The 17,020-nt window shown below is 41.3% G+C and carries 17 protein-coding genes and 1 tRNA gene; 8 read left to right on the forward strand and 10 right to left on the reverse strand.

Features of this window, described 5'->3' with window-relative positions; translation table 11 throughout:
- Positions 1–115 precede the first annotated feature (115 nt).
- The gene (gene murA, locus RMZ43_RS27910; RefSeq protein WP_322649570.1) at positions 116–1,483 is read right to left on the reverse strand and encodes a UDP-N-acetylglucosamine 1-carboxyvinyltransferase; all 1,368 of its coding nucleotides are present in this window, start codon (positions 1,481–1,483) and stop codon (positions 116–118) included.
- A 393-nt stretch (positions 1,484–1,876) separates the two neighbouring features.
- Between murA and RMZ43_RS27915 the strand changes: the two genes are divergently transcribed.
- Together RMZ43_RS27915 and RMZ43_RS27920 are read left to right on the forward strand one after the other, a co-directional pair.
- Positions 1,877–1,958: transfer RNA gene (locus RMZ43_RS27915), tRNA-Leu, on the forward strand.
- 42 nt (positions 1,959–2,000) lie between these two features.
- On the forward strand, positions 2,001–2,780 hold the full coding sequence (locus tag RMZ43_RS27920) for a TrmH family RNA methyltransferase (RefSeq protein ID WP_322649454.1): 780 nt from the start codon (positions 2,001–2,003) through the stop codon (positions 2,778–2,780).
- Between the two features lie 43 nt (positions 2,781–2,823).
- Here the strand turns inward: RMZ43_RS27920 and RMZ43_RS27925 are convergent, their stop codons facing one another.
- The 4 genes from RMZ43_RS27925 to RMZ43_RS27940 form a co-directional block, all read right to left on the reverse strand.
- Positions 2,824–3,174: a hypothetical protein gene (locus tag RMZ43_RS27925; protein WP_322654237.1), complete on the reverse strand. Its 351-nt coding sequence runs from the start codon at positions 3,172–3,174 to the stop codon at positions 2,824–2,826.
- Positions 3,175–3,266: 92 nt separating this feature from the next.
- Entirely contained in the window at positions 3,267–3,692 is a 426-nt protein-coding gene (locus tag RMZ43_RS27930; RefSeq protein WP_196529058.1) for an acyl-CoA thioesterase, read from the reverse strand.
- A gap of 71 nt (positions 3,693–3,763) precedes the next feature.
- Complete coding sequence (locus RMZ43_RS27935) at positions 3,764–3,985, reverse strand: hypothetical protein (RefSeq protein ID WP_322649456.1); 222 nt, start codon at positions 3,983–3,985, stop codon at positions 3,764–3,766.
- A 7-nt stretch (positions 3,986–3,992) separates the two neighbouring features.
- Positions 3,993–4,241 (reverse strand): hypothetical protein, encoded by a 249-nt coding sequence (locus RMZ43_RS27940; protein WP_322654236.1) that lies wholly within the window; start codon positions 4,239–4,241, stop codon positions 3,993–3,995.
- Positions 4,242–4,884: 643 nt separating this feature from the next.
- Here RMZ43_RS27940 and RMZ43_RS27945 point away from each other — a divergent pair.
- Entirely contained in the window at positions 4,885–5,199 is a 315-nt protein-coding gene (locus RMZ43_RS27945; RefSeq protein WP_322654235.1) for an S-layer protein, read from the forward strand.
- Between the two features lie 102 nt (positions 5,200–5,301).
- On the opposite strand, the gene RMZ43_RS27950 is transcribed toward RMZ43_RS27945, so the two are convergent.
- Both RMZ43_RS27950 and aroB read right to left on the reverse strand, forming a co-directional pair.
- A complete protein-coding gene (locus RMZ43_RS27950) occupies positions 5,302–5,880 on the reverse strand; it encodes a Uma2 family endonuclease (RefSeq protein ID WP_322649459.1) in 579 nt (192 codons plus the stop codon).
- Between the two features lie 81 nt (positions 5,881–5,961).
- On the reverse strand, positions 5,962–7,053 hold the full coding sequence (gene aroB, locus RMZ43_RS27955; RefSeq protein ID WP_322654234.1) for a 3-dehydroquinate synthase: 1,092 nt from the start codon (positions 7,051–7,053) through the stop codon (positions 5,962–5,964).
- 153 nt (positions 7,054–7,206) lie between these two features.
- Between aroB and petL the strand changes: the two genes are divergently transcribed.
- A complete protein-coding gene (petL, locus tag RMZ43_RS27960) occupies positions 7,207–7,302 on the forward strand; it encodes a cytochrome b6-f complex subunit PetL (protein ID WP_109007553.1) in 96 nt (31 codons plus the stop codon).
- An 81-nt stretch (positions 7,303–7,383) separates the two neighbouring features.
- Here petL and bioB read toward each other — a convergent pair whose 3' ends face one another.
- Complete coding sequence (gene bioB, locus RMZ43_RS27965; protein ID WP_322654233.1) at positions 7,384–8,391, reverse strand: biotin synthase BioB; 1,008 nt, start codon at positions 8,389–8,391, stop codon at positions 7,384–7,386.
- 346 nt (positions 8,392–8,737) lie between these two features.
- Between bioB and RMZ43_RS27970 the strand changes: the two genes are divergently transcribed.
- The gene (locus tag RMZ43_RS27970) at positions 8,738–9,313 is read left to right on the forward strand and encodes a GNAT family N-acetyltransferase (RefSeq protein WP_322649462.1); all 576 of its coding nucleotides are present in this window, start codon (positions 8,738–8,740) and stop codon (positions 9,311–9,313) included.
- A 373-nt stretch (positions 9,314–9,686) separates the two neighbouring features.
- On the forward strand, positions 9,687–10,142 hold the full coding sequence (locus RMZ43_RS27975) for a hypothetical protein (RefSeq protein ID WP_322649463.1): 456 nt from the start codon (positions 9,687–9,689) through the stop codon (positions 10,140–10,142).
- A 24-nt stretch (positions 10,143–10,166) separates the two neighbouring features.
- Here RMZ43_RS27975 and RMZ43_RS27980 read toward each other — a convergent pair whose 3' ends face one another.
- On the reverse strand, positions 10,167–10,844 hold the full coding sequence (locus RMZ43_RS27980; RefSeq protein ID WP_322654232.1) for an SMI1/KNR4 family protein: 678 nt from the start codon (positions 10,842–10,844) through the stop codon (positions 10,167–10,169).
- Between the two features lie 122 nt (positions 10,845–10,966).
- Between RMZ43_RS27980 and RMZ43_RS27985 the strand changes: the two genes are divergently transcribed.
- Entirely contained in the window at positions 10,967–12,424 is a 1,458-nt protein-coding gene (locus RMZ43_RS27985; protein ID WP_322649465.1) for a protein adenylyltransferase SelO, read from the forward strand.
- A 210-nt stretch (positions 12,425–12,634) separates the two neighbouring features.
- On the opposite strand, the gene RMZ43_RS27990 is transcribed toward RMZ43_RS27985, so the two are convergent.
- A complete protein-coding gene (locus tag RMZ43_RS27990; protein WP_322654231.1) occupies positions 12,635–14,359 on the reverse strand; it encodes an ABC transporter ATP-binding protein in 1,725 nt (574 codons plus the stop codon).
- A gap of 389 nt (positions 14,360–14,748) precedes the next feature.
- On the opposite strand from RMZ43_RS27990, the gene RMZ43_RS27995 reads away from it, so the two are divergent.
- Positions 14,749–16,713 (forward strand): putative bifunctional diguanylate cyclase/phosphodiesterase, encoded by a 1,965-nt coding sequence (locus tag RMZ43_RS27995; protein WP_322654230.1) that lies wholly within the window; start codon positions 14,749–14,751, stop codon positions 16,711–16,713.
- Positions 16,714–17,020 lie beyond the last annotated feature (307 nt).

The raw sequence follows: 17,020 nt of genomic DNA on the forward strand, positions 1-17,020 counted from the left end.
ACCAAATCTCTCAAAACCTTGAGCAGGGGAGCAGGGGAGCAGAGGAGAGTTCAATGTGCCAAGTTCAATCCCCTCTGCCCCTCTGCTCCCTTGCCTCTTCTTTTACCTATCAATTTCAAGTTGACAGACTACTGATGGTGGAAGCGACTTCTGCATCTGCTGATACTTCGCCCACGCGGAGGACTTTAGCGCCCAGTTGCTGCAACTTCACATCAAGTCGATCATAGCCGCGATCAAGGTGCTGTAATCCTTGAATTGTGGTTTTTCCTTCTGCCGCCAGTCCTGCTATGACTAGCGCTGCCGATGCTCGCAAGTCTGTACCTAATACTGGTGCGCCAGACAATTTCGGTACTCCCCGAACGAAAGCAGCATTGCCTTTAACACGAATGTCTGCCCCCAAGCGATTTAACTCTGAGGCATGACGCAAGCGATTTTCAAAGACAGATTCGTTAATTACGCTGTCGCCTTCGGCCAATGTCAGCAAAGACATGAACGGCGCTTGCATATCTGTGGGAAAACCTGGATGATATTGAGTTTCAATATCCGTTGCCTTAAGAGTTTCCGCCGATAGAATACGTAAGTGTTCAGGCTTGTCCTCAATTATCGTTACCCCAATATCTCGCAGCTTGGCAATCACTGGTATAAGGTGTTCTGGAGCCACTGGCGAGAGAAGAAGTTCGGAACGGGTAATTGCTGCTGCCAGCAAAAACGTCCCAGCCTCAATGCGATCGGGAATGATACTGTAGTCAACAGAATGCAACTTGGGGACTCCTTCGATAATAATCCTGCTAGTCCCCGCGCCCTTAATCTTCGCTCCCATCGCGTTACAGAAGTTAGCTAAATCAACTACTTCCGGTTCTCTGGCCGCATTTTCGATGATCGTTTCGCCCTCTGCTAGGGTAGCCGCCATCATCAAGTTTTCCGTAGCTCCGACACTAGCGATGTCTAAATAAATCTTCGCACCTTGTAATCTCCGGCTGCTGCCAGGGACGTAGGCATTACAAATGCCATGCTCAATTTGTACTTCCGCTCCCATTGCTTGCAGTCCTCGAACATGCAAGTCAACTGGTCTTGCCCCAATAGCACAACCGCCTGGTAAGGGCATCTGCGCTACTCCCAATCTTGCCAGAATCGCACCAATGGCGAAGAAACTCGCCCTCAGTTGGGTAACTAGTTCGTAGGGAGCTTTTGATGTTTTAATTTCGCTGGCGTTGATGTCTAAAATATCGCCTTGCCGCGTTAAGCTTACACCCAAAGCTGACAATACCTGACCCATCCGGTCTACATCCGCCAATAAGGGAACATTGCGGATACGACAATCGCCCGGACACAGCAAGGCTCCAGCCATGATTACCAGTGCTGCATTTTTTGCCCCGCTAATTTTCACATGACCTCGCAAAGGATGCCCACCCCAGATTTGCAAGACTGAGGAGTCTGCTTCTGGAGCAATTTTGACATCTGGTAAGCTGGTAGAAGGATTGATAAGCCTACCTCCAAAAGTAATACGTATTTTATATGTTTGAAGTTGGTTTTGATTCTACAGTAAAGATTCAAAATGTCCACATTTTAGAGCGGCATATTGCATAAAAAAATTGTTTTTTTGTGAGAAATACAGGCTGTAAATCAGCAACAGCAGGCATTTTGAGAATTTAAGCAAATTAGCAAAGATGAATGAGCAAGTAGTAGTTTTAAGCTAAATTAAATACTCAGTAAAATAACTTAAGTGTTTTCTAAAAATCAATGCTGTACTGTTCAGTTAATATTTTGATTCAACCTAATACCTTGAAAAAGTTTTTTCTAGTCTGAGCCTGTTAAACGAGGCGTTATGCTTTAACTTGACAGAGATAGAAAAATACGTAATAATAAAAAATTGCCAGCGGAACTGGCGGAATTGGCAGACGCGCTAGATTCAGGTTCTAGTGCCGCAAGGCTTCCGGGTTCAAGTCCCGGGTTCCGCATATCAATAGTTTGGATTTTAGATTAATCCAAAATCCAAAATCGTGTTGACCAGTTTACAAAATTCCCTAGTCAAGCAAATCCGCAAACTTCACTCCACCAAGGAGCGGCACAAACAGCAGTTATTTTTACTAGAAGGAACACACCTGTTAGAAGAAGCCTGTGCGGTTAATTACCCACTAGAAACAGTGTGTTGTACTCCAGAATGGCAAGCAGCCCACTCCTCACTCTGGGAAGAAGCTTGTAGCCGATGCGATCGCGCCGAAATTGTGAGTAAAGAAGTCTTGGATGCGATCGCTACCACAGTCCAACCAGATGGTGTGGTTGCAACGGCAAAACGAAGCGAATGCCAAACTCAACTACCATTTACTGGTATAATCTTAGCTTTAGAAACGGTGCAAGATCCCGGTAACTTGGGTACGATGATCCGCACTGCTGCTGCTGCTGGAGCATCCGGGTTGTGGGTAAGTGCAGATAGTGTAGATTTAGACAGCCCCAAAGTTATCCGGGCTTCAGCAGGGCAATGGTTTCGCCTACCAACAGCTGTAACCGAAGATTTAAAAGCTACAGTGCAACAAAGTCAGCAGGCAGGAATGCAGGTAGTGGCAACCTTACCCAGTGCGACTTTGACTTATTGGGAGGTGGATTGGCGCAAACCCAGTCTGATTTTACTGGGAAATGAGGGTGCTGGATTGTCGCCAGAATTAGCAGCGATCGCAGACAGGCAAGTAAAAATTCCTTTGAGTCCTGGGGTGGAATCATTGAATGTGGCGATCGCAGCTGCTTTAATGTTGTACGAAGCTCGGCGGCAAATAAGTCAATAGTTTGGAGAGACACGATTAATCGCGTCTATACAGGAGTTAAAACTCATAACTTTTCTTTAGGGTTTGTTATTTCTTCGAGATATTGTTCAATATCAGCAACTGCGTCCTCAAGAGCCGCTAAATCAATATCTGTCAAGTCTTGATCGAGTTCGACTTCACTGAGACTACTAGTATGCAGTTGTGCTTGGGGGATTTCTTCATCCTCAGTTGAACTTTCTTGTAAAATATCCTCCAACTGGTCGAGGGATTCTTGAAATACTTGATCGGCGACACGGCGCTGTTGTGGCTGACTTTGCTCCATAATATTGACTTGAAAATCCTGATTTACTAAACTAATTTTGATTGCAGTTTCTACAAATTTAAATTTTGCACTTATAACATCATAGTTGTGCATTCTTGCTCGTCATCATTACCTGGGTAAAAAATCAATCATTTGTTTTCATTAGAAGAATTAAGATTCATTAAATGGCGAATAACAAACCATTTTTAGTTTGTAACACCTGGGTTTTGGATTTGCAAAAATTTGTCTAACATGACACTGGGAATTGGTCGTGGGCGCATTGTCTGTGCATCTACCCAAACCCATAGAGCCTCTGCCGTAACTAACAAATTATCTTGGTTTTGTTTACGAATTTCGTAGCATCGCAAGGCACGAGTCCCACGCATTTCCTTCAACCAGGTAGTGACTTCTAGGGTATCGCCTGCTACAGCTGGGCGTAAATAGTCAATTTCCACTCGCCGCATGACAAATACGCCACCTACTTGCCGATATACATCCAAAGTTAAGCCCAGGTATTCTGAATGCTCAATGGCCGCTTGTTCTAGATAATTTTGGTATACGGCGTTATTTACATGTCCAAGGGCGTCCATCTCATAGTGTCGGACACGTAGCAGAGTTTTGAAAGGTAGCATATAGTTAGTAGTGCAGCGCTGTTTTTTACACTTCTCTATATTAATTTTTCTATTTCAGTGCCTTTACTACCTCATGCGTAGGCATAGCTTGTTGTAGACATCGCCTGTTCACGTTCAGTGCGAGTTATATCATTTAACGAAAAATCTGATACAGATGTAAACCTTGAAAGCATTGCTGTATCTAAGTTTTTTAATTGCGTTAGCATAGCGGGGCGTTCGCTTTTAGCGTCTCCAAGAGTTGCCCATTGCGTTAGCGTAGCGGGGCGAAGCCCATTGTGAATTGGTATTACCACCTTGATTTTATATGGCTCTGCGCTCTTGAGGGGCACACCACTGAGCTATTGCTTCAATTCGTGCTTGCTGGATTAATTCTAAAACTTGTGATTGATTACAACCATAGGTAGATGCTAACAATTCTTCACCATGTTTTTTTGCCTCGTCAGCTGATGCACCAAAGGTCATGATTTCTTCGTCTTGGTTGGCTGTAATTCTCTCAACTGGAATTATACAGATATACTGCGGTTCATTATGTCTTATTTGTTGCACCATTATTTACCTGCCTTTTTCCTGTTAGTTATATATTTTCAAGTCTAGATAAATCACGAGTCAAAGCGAAACATTGTCAATACTTAAGTAGTTTGTGATTGAAAACATTAACTTTTATACATAGTTAAGATAACGTTAAGAATTTTCTCAAAATTACCAAATTTTGGAGTGTAAACAGTTACGTATGGGAAAATTAATTTAAGCATCAACAAATATCTTTTTGTAAATTTTTGTGCGTTTTTTAGATTTTAGTAATGCGTTGAGATAAATGCATTGGCACTGGCTGCATGAATTAATTTCAATCTCTGTTGGTTAATCTCTGGGATTCAGTAAATAAAGGCTGATATCCCTAAAAATTAACTTTTATTTACTCAATCCAAACTTAATTAATTGAATCAGTGCAAGTTTAATAAAAATTGGAGGTTATAAAATGGCAATTCGGAATAACTTAGTTACCAATTTCTGGCAAAGAGTACAAAAAGATTCAGTTAGTTGGGGATCGTTAGCTCTTTGGATTAGTGCATTAGTTGTTATGTTAGTAATGCTTACTATGTTTTCTAATGCTTAATCTTAGCAAGTTTATTCTAGTTCCTGGGCAACAGCCTGGGAACTAACATAGGGTAGTCATCCCTAGAAAACTCAAATTATGAACTCCAAACTTTTGGCAACACTTGTAGTGCTAGCTACTAGTAGCTTTGTAACCCCTGTTAAATCTCAAGAACCTACTACCGACACTCCAGCAAGATCGAATCAAGTTTTAAATGCTTGTGTTCATAATCAAGCAGAAACTTTGCCAAATCCCTTTACTGATGTGCCATCAGACCATTGGGCTTTTAAGGCGGTTATGACTATGCACTACTGCGGTGCTTTCCGCAAAGCTACGCTACCAGCTTTATTTTACAAACTGCAACCAACAAATAGCCAGCAGCGATCGCAGAAAGAACCGCAGCCTCAAAAATAGGGCGTTGCTGACTAAAGATATAAAAGTTTGAGTAGTAACCGCCGATTAAAATTTTGATGGGCTTTGAGATGATAAAGAATTATGGTAAATGTAAAAAGTTTACTATTCGGTGTCTAATGGTATTTTTGCCTTTTGAAACACTTGCTCAACAGTAAATTCCAATCCCTCAAATAAAGAATCTTTAAGTAATTCTTCTCCCATATAAGTTTGTGGTGCTGCATCTGGATAAAAAACAGTAATGCTTCTCGCTTTACTATCTACCACCCACACCCGCAACACCTTGGCATCTAAATAGTCTTTGGCTTTAGCTGCCATTTGTCCAAAGGTTTGCCCTGGGGAAATAATCTCAATCACTAAATCAGGAGGAACAGAACATGCTCCTTCTTGATCCCAGTCAAGGGGTAAACGTCCATTAGAAATATATAAAATATCTGGTATTGGCATCCAGTCTCGCCCTCGACGGGTTAATGCGACAGCTAATTCTGGGCAAACTTCTCCTTGACCCTCACAGCATTGCTCAATTAAATTCAGAAGGGCACGGGTAAGTTTAGAGTGGAATTTTTTTGGTGACATTTTAGGAATTGCTTGCCCATCAACAAGTTCATAAGTTATATCTCCCTCACCTGGTGAAAGATTTAAAAACTCTTGCAAGGTTAATTGATTCTTGGCTTGGAGTATCATGATTCATTAATTCGTAATTCGTAATTTGAAGCACAGAGTAACTAATTTTTATTCTGACTCCTGAATTCTTCTTCAAATTTTTCACATTCCCTGCAACACTTGCCGAATGATATCTGATGGCACTTCATCGGTAACTGTTACTACACCAATCTCTGTTGGTAAAACGAACCGCACTTTCCCCGCTTTGACTTTCTTATCTAACTGCAACGCGTCAATAATTGCTTCAATATCTACCCCAGTCGGTAACTTAGTCGGTAAACCTGCTTTTTGAATTAAAGAATTTTGACGTTCCGTGTCAACACTTTGCCACATTCCCAATTCCACAGCAATTTGACCGGCTGCTACCATACCAATGGCCACCGCTTCACCGTGATTTACTAAACGATAACCAGTCAAACTTTCCACTGCATGACCGATAGTATGTCCATAGTTGAGAATCGCCCGTAATCCGCCTTCTCTCTCATCTTTGCTAACAACATCAGCTTTAGCTTGACAAGAGCGCGTTAATATGGCGTGTATCAGTTCAGGTTTTACATAGCGGAGTTGGTCGAGGCGTTTACTTGCTTCCAACTGGGCAAACAATTCGGCATCCCAAATTACACCATATTTAATAACTTCTGCCATTCCGGCGCGAAATTCACGCATAGGTAGAGTTTTCAATACTTCTGGGTCAATCAAAACCAAACGCGGTTGATGGAATGCCCCAATCAAGTTTTTGCCGTGGGGATGATTCACGCCAGTTTTGCCACCAATTGCCGAATCCACCATCGCTAAGAGAGTGGTAGGAACTTGGACAACATTAATGCCGCGCAGCCAAGTTGCGGCTGCAAAGCCAGTCATATCGCCAATTACACCTCCGCCCAAAGCCACCATTGTAGAGGAACGTTCTAGGCGGTTTTCTAAGGCGATATCGTAAAGTTTTTGGATGGAATTGAGGGTTTTGTAGCGTTCCCCTGGTGGTAGGGTACAGCTAGCAACTTCAAATCCAGTAGATGTTAGAGATGTAATTGCTCTTTCCCCAAAATGCTTAAAAATAGTAGGATTAGAAACAAGTAATACCTTCTTGCCTAGCTTCAGACTGGCCATCTGTTGACCCAGTTGATCTAAACTCGAAGGTGAAATCGCAATCTCATAAGACTGCTCTGGTAAATTTACATTAATTACAGAAGTCATTGCCCAACCCCTAAACAAGCGCCCGTGGGCTGTATTGTATCGCAATCTGGCTAGTGGGGAGTGGGGAGTGGAGAGTGTGGGGAGAATAACTAATGACCAATGACCAATGACTAATGATTCAATAGATTTAGGAAGTATTGTGGAGAAAAATAAATGTTTGCGATTGCAGCTTACATCGGATTTTTAGCTTTGTTCTTTGGTTTGGCTGTCGGTCTGCTGTTCGGTCTACGGACTGCCAAGATAATTTAACCAAGGCCCTTGTGGGGCGGGCATCTTGCCTGCCCTCAGTTTACTAAGGACGGGCTAGACACCCATCCTACAAAAAGAGATTTATCCCACAACAGCCGGACTTGCCACCTTCTCTTGTCTTTGGGAAGGTGGACGCATTCCCAAACCGAGTAAATTCAGCATTTCTTGATCGCTATCATAATCTGGACAGGGAGTAGTCACTGTCAACATTTTGTTGTCGTCGCTAGAAAAGATAGAATTGGCTCCTGCCATAAAGCAGAAAGCTTGTTCAACTTGAGAAAGTCTAGCCCTACCTGCACTCAGACGCACATCGGAAGCTGGCATTAAAATTCTGGCTGTGGCAATCATCCGTACAATATCCCAAATGGGGACATCAGGCTGATTTTCTAAAGGTGTGCCTGGTACTTGTGAAAGAATATTAATTGGCACAGACTCTGGATGCGGATGTAAGTTTGCCAGAGTTTGTAACATCCCAACTCGGTCATCAACAGTTTCGCCCAAACCCAGGATACCGCCGGAACAGACAGTAACATTTGTCTGACGTACATTCTTGATTGTATTCAAGCGATCGCTATAAGTTCTCGTGGTAATAATTGTGCTGTAATATTCCTGCGAGGTATCTAAGTTATGGTTGTAGGCGTAAAGTCCCGCTTCTTCCAATTTCCTGGCTTGATTTGCTGTCAACATACCCAGAGTGCAGCACACTTCTAAACCCATTGCGGTTACATCCTTGACCATTTCCAGGACTTCCTCAAATTGGGAGTTATCCCGCACTTCGCGCCAAGCAGCACCCATGCAGATGCGACTAACACCAGTTTCTTTCGCTTTCTGAGCAATGTTAACTACCGTTTCCTTTTCAAGGAGTGCTTCCGGCTTTACCTCTGTTTTATAGCGGGAAGATTGGGCACAGTAACTGCAATCTTCTGGGCAACCCCCGGTTTTGATAGATATAAGCTTACAAACTTGTATTTTTGTTGGGTCATGATATTGGCGATGCACGCTAGCAGCTTGATAAATCAGCTCTAGCAATGGCGTGTTGTATATCGCCCGAATCTCTAATTCCTGCCAATCGTAGCGTATTCCCACCACATCACTATCCTTCTTGTAGACTGGGTTAAATCTTGAGCTGTATTTTGGTTGAATTTCCTGCGGTACAGCGTTTGGGCAAAGCGATTTTATCGAAGTTATGCCGTTTACTGTGCTTTATCACCCATTGGCTCTCAATCCTTCCGCTCTAGATATTAGACATCAGCTTATCAATATTTTGGTTGAATGGCAGATTACCAGTAAAAATACTCATAGATTAAGCATTGGGCATTAAGCAATGCAATTGGTGTGCGAATTCTATTTGCCTTGGCTGCTGCTAAACCACGGTATGAGAGAATTTAAAATCTAGAGAATGTTTTAGGAAGAGATTTTGCCGATTAAGTAATTTATGATATCCGAACTGCCACTAATTACAAGCGATCGCCTGTTCTTACGAGCGGCTATCCATGAAGATATACCCCAAATTCTTAAATACTTTATTCATAACAAAACCTATCTAACTCCATTTTACCCTCTTTGGGTTGATGGGTTTTTCACTGAAGAGTATTGGCAGTATCAGATAGAGAGCAATTTTCTAGAATTTATTAATGGTCAATCGTTAAAGTTATTTATTTTTACCAAAAAAAATCCTACCGTAATTATTGGAACTGTAAATTTTAGTAATTTTGTCCGGGGAGCCGCTCATTTTTGCTATGTGGGATATAGCCTTGCTGAGAGTAAACAAGGGAAAGGATATATGACAGAAGGGCTAAAAGCCGCCATTCAATATCTTTTTGAGGAGTTAAATTTTCATCGAGTCATGGCTAATTACATGCCTCACAATCGACGTAGTGGCAATGTACTCAAAAGACTAGGTTTTGTCATTGAAGGATATGCTAGAGATTATTTATTGATTAATGGGCAATGGGAAGATCATATTATGACAAGTCTTATCAATCCTAATTGGCAAGTACCTAAATTTTAAAAACTGCTATATATTGTGAAAATATTTAAATTACTATAAATAATTAAGAATTTACTTATTTGTAAATATTACTTGTAAACGACAATTAGGCAATTATATAGGGTGAATAATGCTTAAAATTTGCTAAAATTCTCATTTTTGCTTGGTGAAAATTGTTCAAACTACAGTATTTACAATTATGCAATAGCTTCGTTCTCATGAGTTTATTAAATTAGCTATAAGCATCTATCAATTCATAGAAAATTCATAATAAATACACAACAACTCCACAACCAAATGCAATAGTAATCTTTATTCGCTAATTGGATCAGTTATCAAGGTTTGCTGAAGCCGATGTGCCCGATTCTATTAAATGATTGAGGAGTTTTTCAAGATGTCTATTAATTCTATAAAGCGCTTATCTGTCCTTTCTGCTATCTTTACTTTTGCTACCATCTTACACGGAAGTGTCTTAGCACAACCAGTTTCAAATCCCACCACTACACCACCAGCCTTAAAAACTCAGACTAGTCCTGCATCACATCAAAAAATCAAACTAACAAGTCAACAGCGCCTACAAATCCAAGCGGCCCGTCAGCAAAGAGATAAGGATATTCAGGCTCTATTAAACCCGTCCCAAACTACTAAATTTAAGGCAGGGCTACAATCTCGTCAGAGAATCAGAACAGTGTTAACATCTTTGAATCTGAATCCAGATCAACAGAAACAGGTTCAATCAATTTTGCAAACTTATAACCAGCAAGTGAAACAAATTATATCTTCACAAGCATCACAACCAACATCAAATCCAACAGCAGTTACTGCACCAGCACCACAAACTAAAAAATAAAACGGAGTTTTTATTTAATTAAGGTTAAGTTTCGGAAGACTGGCGGATTTGATCCAAACTTCGGTTGAGCCAGTCTTCATACCAATCATAAAAACTTAAAGGCTGCTCCTCATTGCTATTTGGATAAGAATCATCAGGGTTGATGTCATGGAAAGCATGACAAAAGCTCAAAGAAGCAGGATATATCCCGTTATCATTAGTACGGTCATCTATCCAAATTTTTCCTGACTGCTCCCCAGTAACGACTAACACCGCATAAATTCCACAACCATAATTTGTAATGGTGAGAGTACCCTGGATAAATTTCTTGTCGAAGTAGTCATCATTATTGGTAACAAAATCTGTATTATTCTTAACCATTAAATCCAAATCATTCCATGCTTTTGTGAAAGGAAATGATTTAGAGAGAATTTCGTAGTTTTCAGGGTATAGTTTTTCTGAGATGACATCTTTAGATTCAATTGCCGATAGTCCAGATAAGCCGTATCCTGGCCCTGCACCACCATTACCAATTTCTAAGAGAAAGTTTCGATATTCACTTGGTAACGTAATATTATATTTAGATTCAAACACTTGAATATTCTTGTCACTCAAGCAAGGTTTAAATTGATATTGGTGTGATTCTGAGCCAAAAACCTCAAATGTAGCGTCTAAAATAGCTAATTGAGTTAAGTTTTTTTTTAATTGCAAAACTTTATCCATTATGCGCTCTAGATTTTAACGGGGGCGCTGCCATATTTTAGATATGGGTCGCTTTTTGCGTCTATGCTGATGCCAAAGCCAGAGCTAGTATTAAGGGAAGAATGAATTAAGCTTTGCTCGTAATGACTCTGGCTGAAACTACAAACTACAAAAATTCTAGCAATCCTTTTCTCTCCCTCAACTACGAAAGCGCCTTGGAATCTCTAGGCGATGACTACTACGATGAGGTTGCAGCAGAGGAATTTCCTCAACACCTCTTGCGTTGGCGCAACGATGCACTACTACCCCGCTTGGGTTTAGATCCCCAACTAGTCAAAGATGATGATTTTATCACAGCTTTTGGCAAATTTCAGGGGCGTAAACCCTTGTTGGCGCTGCGTTACCACGGCTATCAATTTGGTGAATATAACAGACAGTTAGGTGATGGTAGAGGCTTCCTTTACGGGCAAGTACGCGCCACTGATGGCGAATTGTACGATTTTGGCACGAAAGGTTCTGGAAGAACGCCTTACTCTCGTGGTGGCGATGGTATGCTGACGCTTAAAGGTGGGGTACGGGAAGTTCTGGCTGCGGAAGCATTACACCAATTGGGTGTACGTACCTCGCGCTGTCTGAGCATGATTGAAACAGGTTTACCCCTCTGGCGAGGCGACGAACCTTCGCCTACTCGCTCATGTGTGATGATTAGAATGAGCAGCTCTCATATTCGGTTTGGCACTTTTGAGCGACTGCATTTTTTCCAGCGTCCAGATTTAACTAAGAAGTTATTAGACCATGTAATTGAGCAGTATTATCGACACTTAAGTGCTGAACAAAATAAATATGCCTTGTTTTACGCCGAACTAGTGAAACGAGTTGCAAAACTAGTAGCGCAGTGGATGGCGGCTGGCTTTTGTCATGCAGTTCTAAATACTGACAATATGTCAATTACGGGAGAGAGTTTTGACTATGGCCCTTACGCGTTTATCCCAACTTATAACCCATCCTTTATAGCTGCATATTTTGACTATTATGGGCGCTATTGTTACGGTAATCAACCAAGTATTTGTCAGTTAAATTTACAAATGCTCCAAGAACCTTTAAAGGCGATTATCGATAAAGAGGAAATGGAAGCTGGATTAGCAATGTTTGATGAATATTATCAAGCTGAATACAGTTCTTTGATGTTGAAAAAGTTAGGTTTTGAAAATTTACCACATCCAGAAGCTGGGGAACTGTTGAATCTAACTGTTGAATTTTTGAAAGATAGCCAAGTTGGTTATCACCAATTCTTTTATGAAATGGCTCGGACTTTTTCATCGAAATGGCGAGATGATCCAGGTTTTGTAATGAATAGTTCAGATATTGTGCCAGTACCGGGTGCGTCAGGATTTTTTGATGATTGGTGCATACTGTATCATAAAATTTTGAATGATTTGGAGAGCAATTGCATCGATATAATTACCCAAACTCTAGCTGTTAATAATCCCAAAACGGCATTATTAAGACCTGTGATTGAATCTATTTGGGAATCAATTGCTCAGGAAGATAATTGGCAACCTTTTTATGACTTAATTAAGGCAATTCAGTCTAAAGGGTAGTCAAAGTTAAATAGTCGTGTTTACTGACATCCCGCCCGGAACTGAAGTTCCAGGCTGATAGCTTAAGTCCACTTCAGTAGACTAGAATCATCTACTCAGTCCGCTTTAGAGAGCTTTAGCTATTAGCCTTGGAATTTTATTCCGAGACGGTATAGCAACGAAGCGAGGATTGTTAGATTTGGGTAATAAGCTAACGAGTATTTAATCTGGCTAACTAAACTGCTGGGCATAAAACCGCGCATAGCAACGCTCTAGGGCTAATAATTCTTCATGAGTTCCCGATTCGACAATTTGACCCTGTTCGAGAACTAAAATACGATCGCACCTCCTAACTGTCGATAAACGGTGAGCAATAATAAATACTGTCCGTTTTTCCATCAGTCTTTCCAGTGCTTCCTGTACCAGTGCTTCTGACTCAGAATCTAATGCTGATGTCGCTTCATCAAGAATCAAGATTTGGGGATTAAGCAGAACAGCACGAGCGATCGCAATTCTTTGTCTTTGTCCACCTGATAAGTTTACCCCACGTTCACCCACCCAAGTCTGATAACCTTCTGGCAGTTTGGTAATAAACTGATGGGCATTAGCAATTTTTGCCGCCTCTTCAACTGCTTCTATATCAAAAACATCTTGTCCAAAGGCGATATTTTGAGCAATTGTCCCGGAAAACATAATGGTTTCTTGAGGAACAATCCCAATTTGTCGCCGCAGACTATGCAGCTTGACATCTCGAATATCAACGCCGTCAATTAATATTTGACCAACTTCCGGGTCGTAAAAACGGGGTAAAAGATTCACGAATGTGCTTTTACCAGCACCAGAAGCACCCACAAGAGCGATCGCTTCACCTGGTGATACCAATAAACTGATATCTTTTAATACAGCTTCACCCGGTTTATAGGCGAAGGAAATATGACAATATTCTATTTTGCCTTTAACTGGCGGGAGAGCGATCGCATTTACCTTTTCGATCACCGTTGGCTGAATTGCCATCAATTCAAAAACACGATCAACAGATGCTTCACCCTGTTTAAATTCGTTGTAGTTATTAGTAGTATGACCAATAGGATCAATTAACAGCGCCGCCGCCGCTAGATAACTGAAAAAATTCGCCACTGTCAAATTATCTTGGGAAATTTGCCACGCTCCTACAATCAGTAACGATAATGCACTTAAGGCTTCCAGAAATCCAACAATAGGAATCTGAATCGCTTTCAGGCGTTCGGCTGAGTATTTGGCTTTCAGACTGCATTCTGCTTCATGGCCAAAGCGGGCAATTTCGTAATTTTCGGCAGCAAAAGCCTGTACCAAACGAATACCGTTGAAAACTTCCGCAAGGATGGCTGATAAACCTGAAACGCGATTTTGACTTTTTAAGGAATATTTGCTCAAGCGTTCCCCAAACCAGCCAATTAAAATACCCATCAGTGGTGCAACTATCACTGTTGCTAATGTCAGTTGCCAATTCAGATAAATCATGTAAATCGGAATTGCTAGCAACTGCAAAATGCAGGGGATAAAGTCGTGAAATACTTTATTTACCACTTCGCCAACTCGGTCAACATCTTCGGTGAGGCGGTAAGATAAATCACCAGCTTTTGCCGTTTCAAAATAGCTGAGATTTAGCTTTTGAAGATGTGTGTAGACTTGTTGACGGAGATGAAAAGCAACTCGCAAAGCAGCTTTTGCCATGTACATATCTTGTATAGACTGAAACAAGCCTCTGACAAGAAATACTAAAGCACAACTGCCAGTTATTTGAGCGATCGCTACTACATTACCTTGGGCAAAAGGAGTTGCCAATTTACCGGCAATATTTATCAACACTAATGTTGCCAGCACGTATCCCAAGATACCAATAAGTCCTTTGGTGAGGGTTCGCCACTGGAGCCGGATATAAGGCAGCAGTTGCCAGTAATTAGAACGGGTTTTCAAACTATAACGTCCACAATGATATTTTCCTTTGTTTGACGCTAGCAGTTTTTGCTGAGTTTCTGAATATTCACTAATTAGTTATAAACTGTTTTAGCGCAGCGTTCATTGTAGAGTTTCTCGGTATAGACTGGTATCTTATAGGGCTTCATAGTAGCAAGTGTGGCAACCTATTAAAAATATCCAACCCTCAGTTAGGTACAAGTTAACAAAAAAGATACCAGATTCAAGATTTATATTCACGCTATACAACAAATAACTAAGAACACAGTGCGTAAGTAATATAAAGTATACCCTGCCATAGATGACAATTATTTAGTATTTATTGATACTAATACTTAGATTTGATCATTACTTACACCCACGCTTCATAGTTTTGCAGCTTGAGCAATATGGATGTAGATGAGTTTAGCCAACAGATAGCAGAATTGCGATCGCGGGTGCGAGGAATATGGCAGCGTACTGCAACTCAACCAAACTCACAACAAGAGCTAATGATAGCGGCTTTCGATGAACTCCAAGTGGCATTGGAAGAACTATTGGTTACCTCAGAGGAGTTAGAGCTAACAAGAGCGCGAGCAGAGATAGAACGCCAGCGTTACAAAGAATTATTCGATTTTGCGCCAGATGGTTACTTAGTAACTAATACCGTAGGCAAGATCCTAGAGGCTAACTATGCAGCAGCAACTATGCTCTCTGTGCGCCAAAAATATCTGGTAGGTAAGCCATTAATTCTATTTATTGCTCAACAAGACCGCCAGATATTTAGCTCCCTAATAAATAATTCGCAACAGATAGAGGACTGCGTAATTGACCTAAAACCACGCTTGGGTACACCCTTTCCTACTAGTATTAGAGCCTCTCCAGTGTATGACTCACAAGGAAAGTTGGTAGGCTGGCGTTGGTTGCTGCGTAATATCAGCGAAACTAAAAAAGCTGAAGAACAAGTGGCAAAACGCACAGTGGAACTGGCAAAAGCAAATCAACAATTGCTGAGTGAAATTACAGAGCATAAACGAGCCAAGTCACAACTGATGCACCTTGCGTTTCATGATATACTGACGGGACTCCCAAACCGTGCTTTATTTATAAACCGTTTAGAAGATGCGGTCAATTATTCCAAACGGCATTCAGATTATCTATTTGCTGTCTTGTTTCTAGATCTAGATCGCTTCAAGGTGATCAATGACAGCTTGGGACACACATTTGGAGATCAATTACTGCTTACGGTTGCTCAAAGGCTTCAAGAATGCTTGCGCTCTACAGATATAGCTGCACGCCTGGGAGGAGACGAGTTTATCATCTTGCTAGTGGGAATTAGAGATGTATTTGAAGTGGTAGCGGTTGTTGAGCGAATACAAAAGAATCTGGCACGAACTGTGGTTCTAGACGGGCACGAAGTGTCCACTACAGCAAGTATTGGCATTGCTTTAAGCATAACAGGTTGTAAACCAGAAGATTACTTGCGTGACGCCGATATTGCAATGTACCGAGCTAAGGCACAAGGCAGAGACTGCTATGAGATTTTTAACACTGATATGCATATTCAAGCAATGGCACACTTGCAGTTGGTTAACGAGCTGCGCCGAGCCATTGAGCTTCAGGAGTTTCGGGTTTATTATCAACCGATAGTGTCACTCAGTCACGGTAGGATAACTGGTTTTGAGGCGCTTGTGCGGTGGCTACATCCAAAACACGGTATTGTTTTGCCAGAGTATTTCATGTCAACTGCCCAAGAAACGGGGCTAATTATCCTTATTGAGCAGTGGCTCTTGCATGAGGCATGTAGTCAGATACAACAGTGGCGAAAGCAATTTTCCTCTACCTGTGGGGATCTGGCTGAGTGTCCCTTGACCATTAGTGTTAATCTTTGTACTACTAGGTTCAGTCAAGAAAACTTGCTGACGGACATCAATAAAGTTCTACAAGACACTGGACTTCCCGCACCGAATTTGACGCTGGAGATTACAGAAGGCGTAATTATGGAAAACCATGATAAAGCCATCATCAGAGTAAAGCAACTGAGAAATTTAGGAATTAAGTTGGCAATTGACGACTTTGGTACGGGCTATTCTTCATTAGGTCGTCTCCACCACTTTCCAATTAATCAGCTGAAGATAGACCGCTCTTTTGTTAGCGGGAGCATTTTTGATGATGGAAATTTAGATATTGTTCAGACAATTATTACATTGGCACACAAATTAGGCGTGGATGTTACCGCCGAAGGGGTAGAGACAGAAGAGCAAGTAGCAATGTTGAGAAAGTTGAGCTGTGAATATGGGCAGGGATATTTTTTCTCCTATCCATTAGATAGCTCTCAGGCAACGGCATTAATTATGACAAATCCTAAATGGTGATAGACCTTGTGCAAAGGGAGCTGCTAATTTACCGACGAGATTGATCAACACTAATGTTGCTAGCACGTATCCCAAGATGCCAATAAGCCCCTTGATGATAGTTTGCGACTGGAGTTGGATAATAAAGTAGCAAGTTGCCAGTAATTAAAACGCGTTTTCAAGCTCGCAAGTCCACAATACTGCGTTCTAAAAAATTAGCCCTCTCCTTGTAGTACTTTAAAGGGTACTATCTTCAACTGCAATTTTTCCTGGCATTATGCAGCATTAACAAAATACTCACGTTATTTAGACAATGGGTTTTACTTTC

Origin of the sequence: Nostoc sp. CmiVER01 (assembly GCF_034531135.2) — a bacterium.
Lineage (GTDB): Bacteria > Cyanobacteriota > Cyanobacteriia > Cyanobacteriales > Nostocaceae > Nostoc.

Excerpts from the sequence above, each read along its gene's own strand:
- RMZ43_RS27945 (WP_322654235.1), top strand. The coding sequence starts at position 4,885 with ATGAACTCCAAACTTTTGGCAACACTTGTAGTGCTAGCTACTAGTAGC.
- RMZ43_RS27970 (WP_322649462.1), top strand. The coding sequence starts at position 8,738 with ATGATATCCGAACTGCCACTAATTACAAGCGATCGCCTGTTCTTACGA.
- aroB (WP_322654234.1), bottom strand. The coding sequence starts at position 7,053 with ATGACTTCTGTAATTAATGTAAATTTACCAGAGCAGTCTTATGAGATT.
- RMZ43_RS27930 (WP_196529058.1), bottom strand. The coding sequence starts at position 3,692 with ATGCTACCTTTCAAAACTCTGCTACGTGTCCGACACTATGAGATGGAC.
- RMZ43_RS27980 (WP_322654232.1), bottom strand. The coding sequence starts at position 10,844 with ATGGATAAAGTTTTGCAATTAAAAAAAAACTTAACTCAATTAGCTATT.
- petL (WP_109007553.1), top strand. The coding sequence starts at position 7,207 with ATGTTTGCGATTGCAGCTTACATCGGATTTTTAGCTTTGTTCTTTGGT.
- RMZ43_RS27925 (WP_322654237.1), bottom strand. The coding sequence starts at position 3,174 with ATGCACAACTATGATGTTATAAGTGCAAAATTTAAATTTGTAGAAACT.
- RMZ43_RS27995 (WP_322654230.1), top strand. The coding sequence starts at position 14,749 with ATGGATGTAGATGAGTTTAGCCAACAGATAGCAGAATTGCGATCGCGG.
- RMZ43_RS27940 (WP_322654236.1), bottom strand. The coding sequence starts at position 4,241 with ATGGTGCAACAAATAAGACATAATGAACCGCAGTATATCTGTATAATT.
- RMZ43_RS27950 (WP_322649459.1), bottom strand. The coding sequence starts at position 5,880 with ATGATACTCCAAGCCAAGAATCAATTAACCTTGCAAGAGTTTTTAAAT.
- RMZ43_RS27975 (WP_322649463.1), top strand. The coding sequence starts at position 9,687 with ATGTCTATTAATTCTATAAAGCGCTTATCTGTCCTTTCTGCTATCTTT.
- RMZ43_RS27985 (WP_322649465.1), top strand. The coding sequence starts at position 10,967 with ATGACTCTGGCTGAAACTACAAACTACAAAAATTCTAGCAATCCTTTT.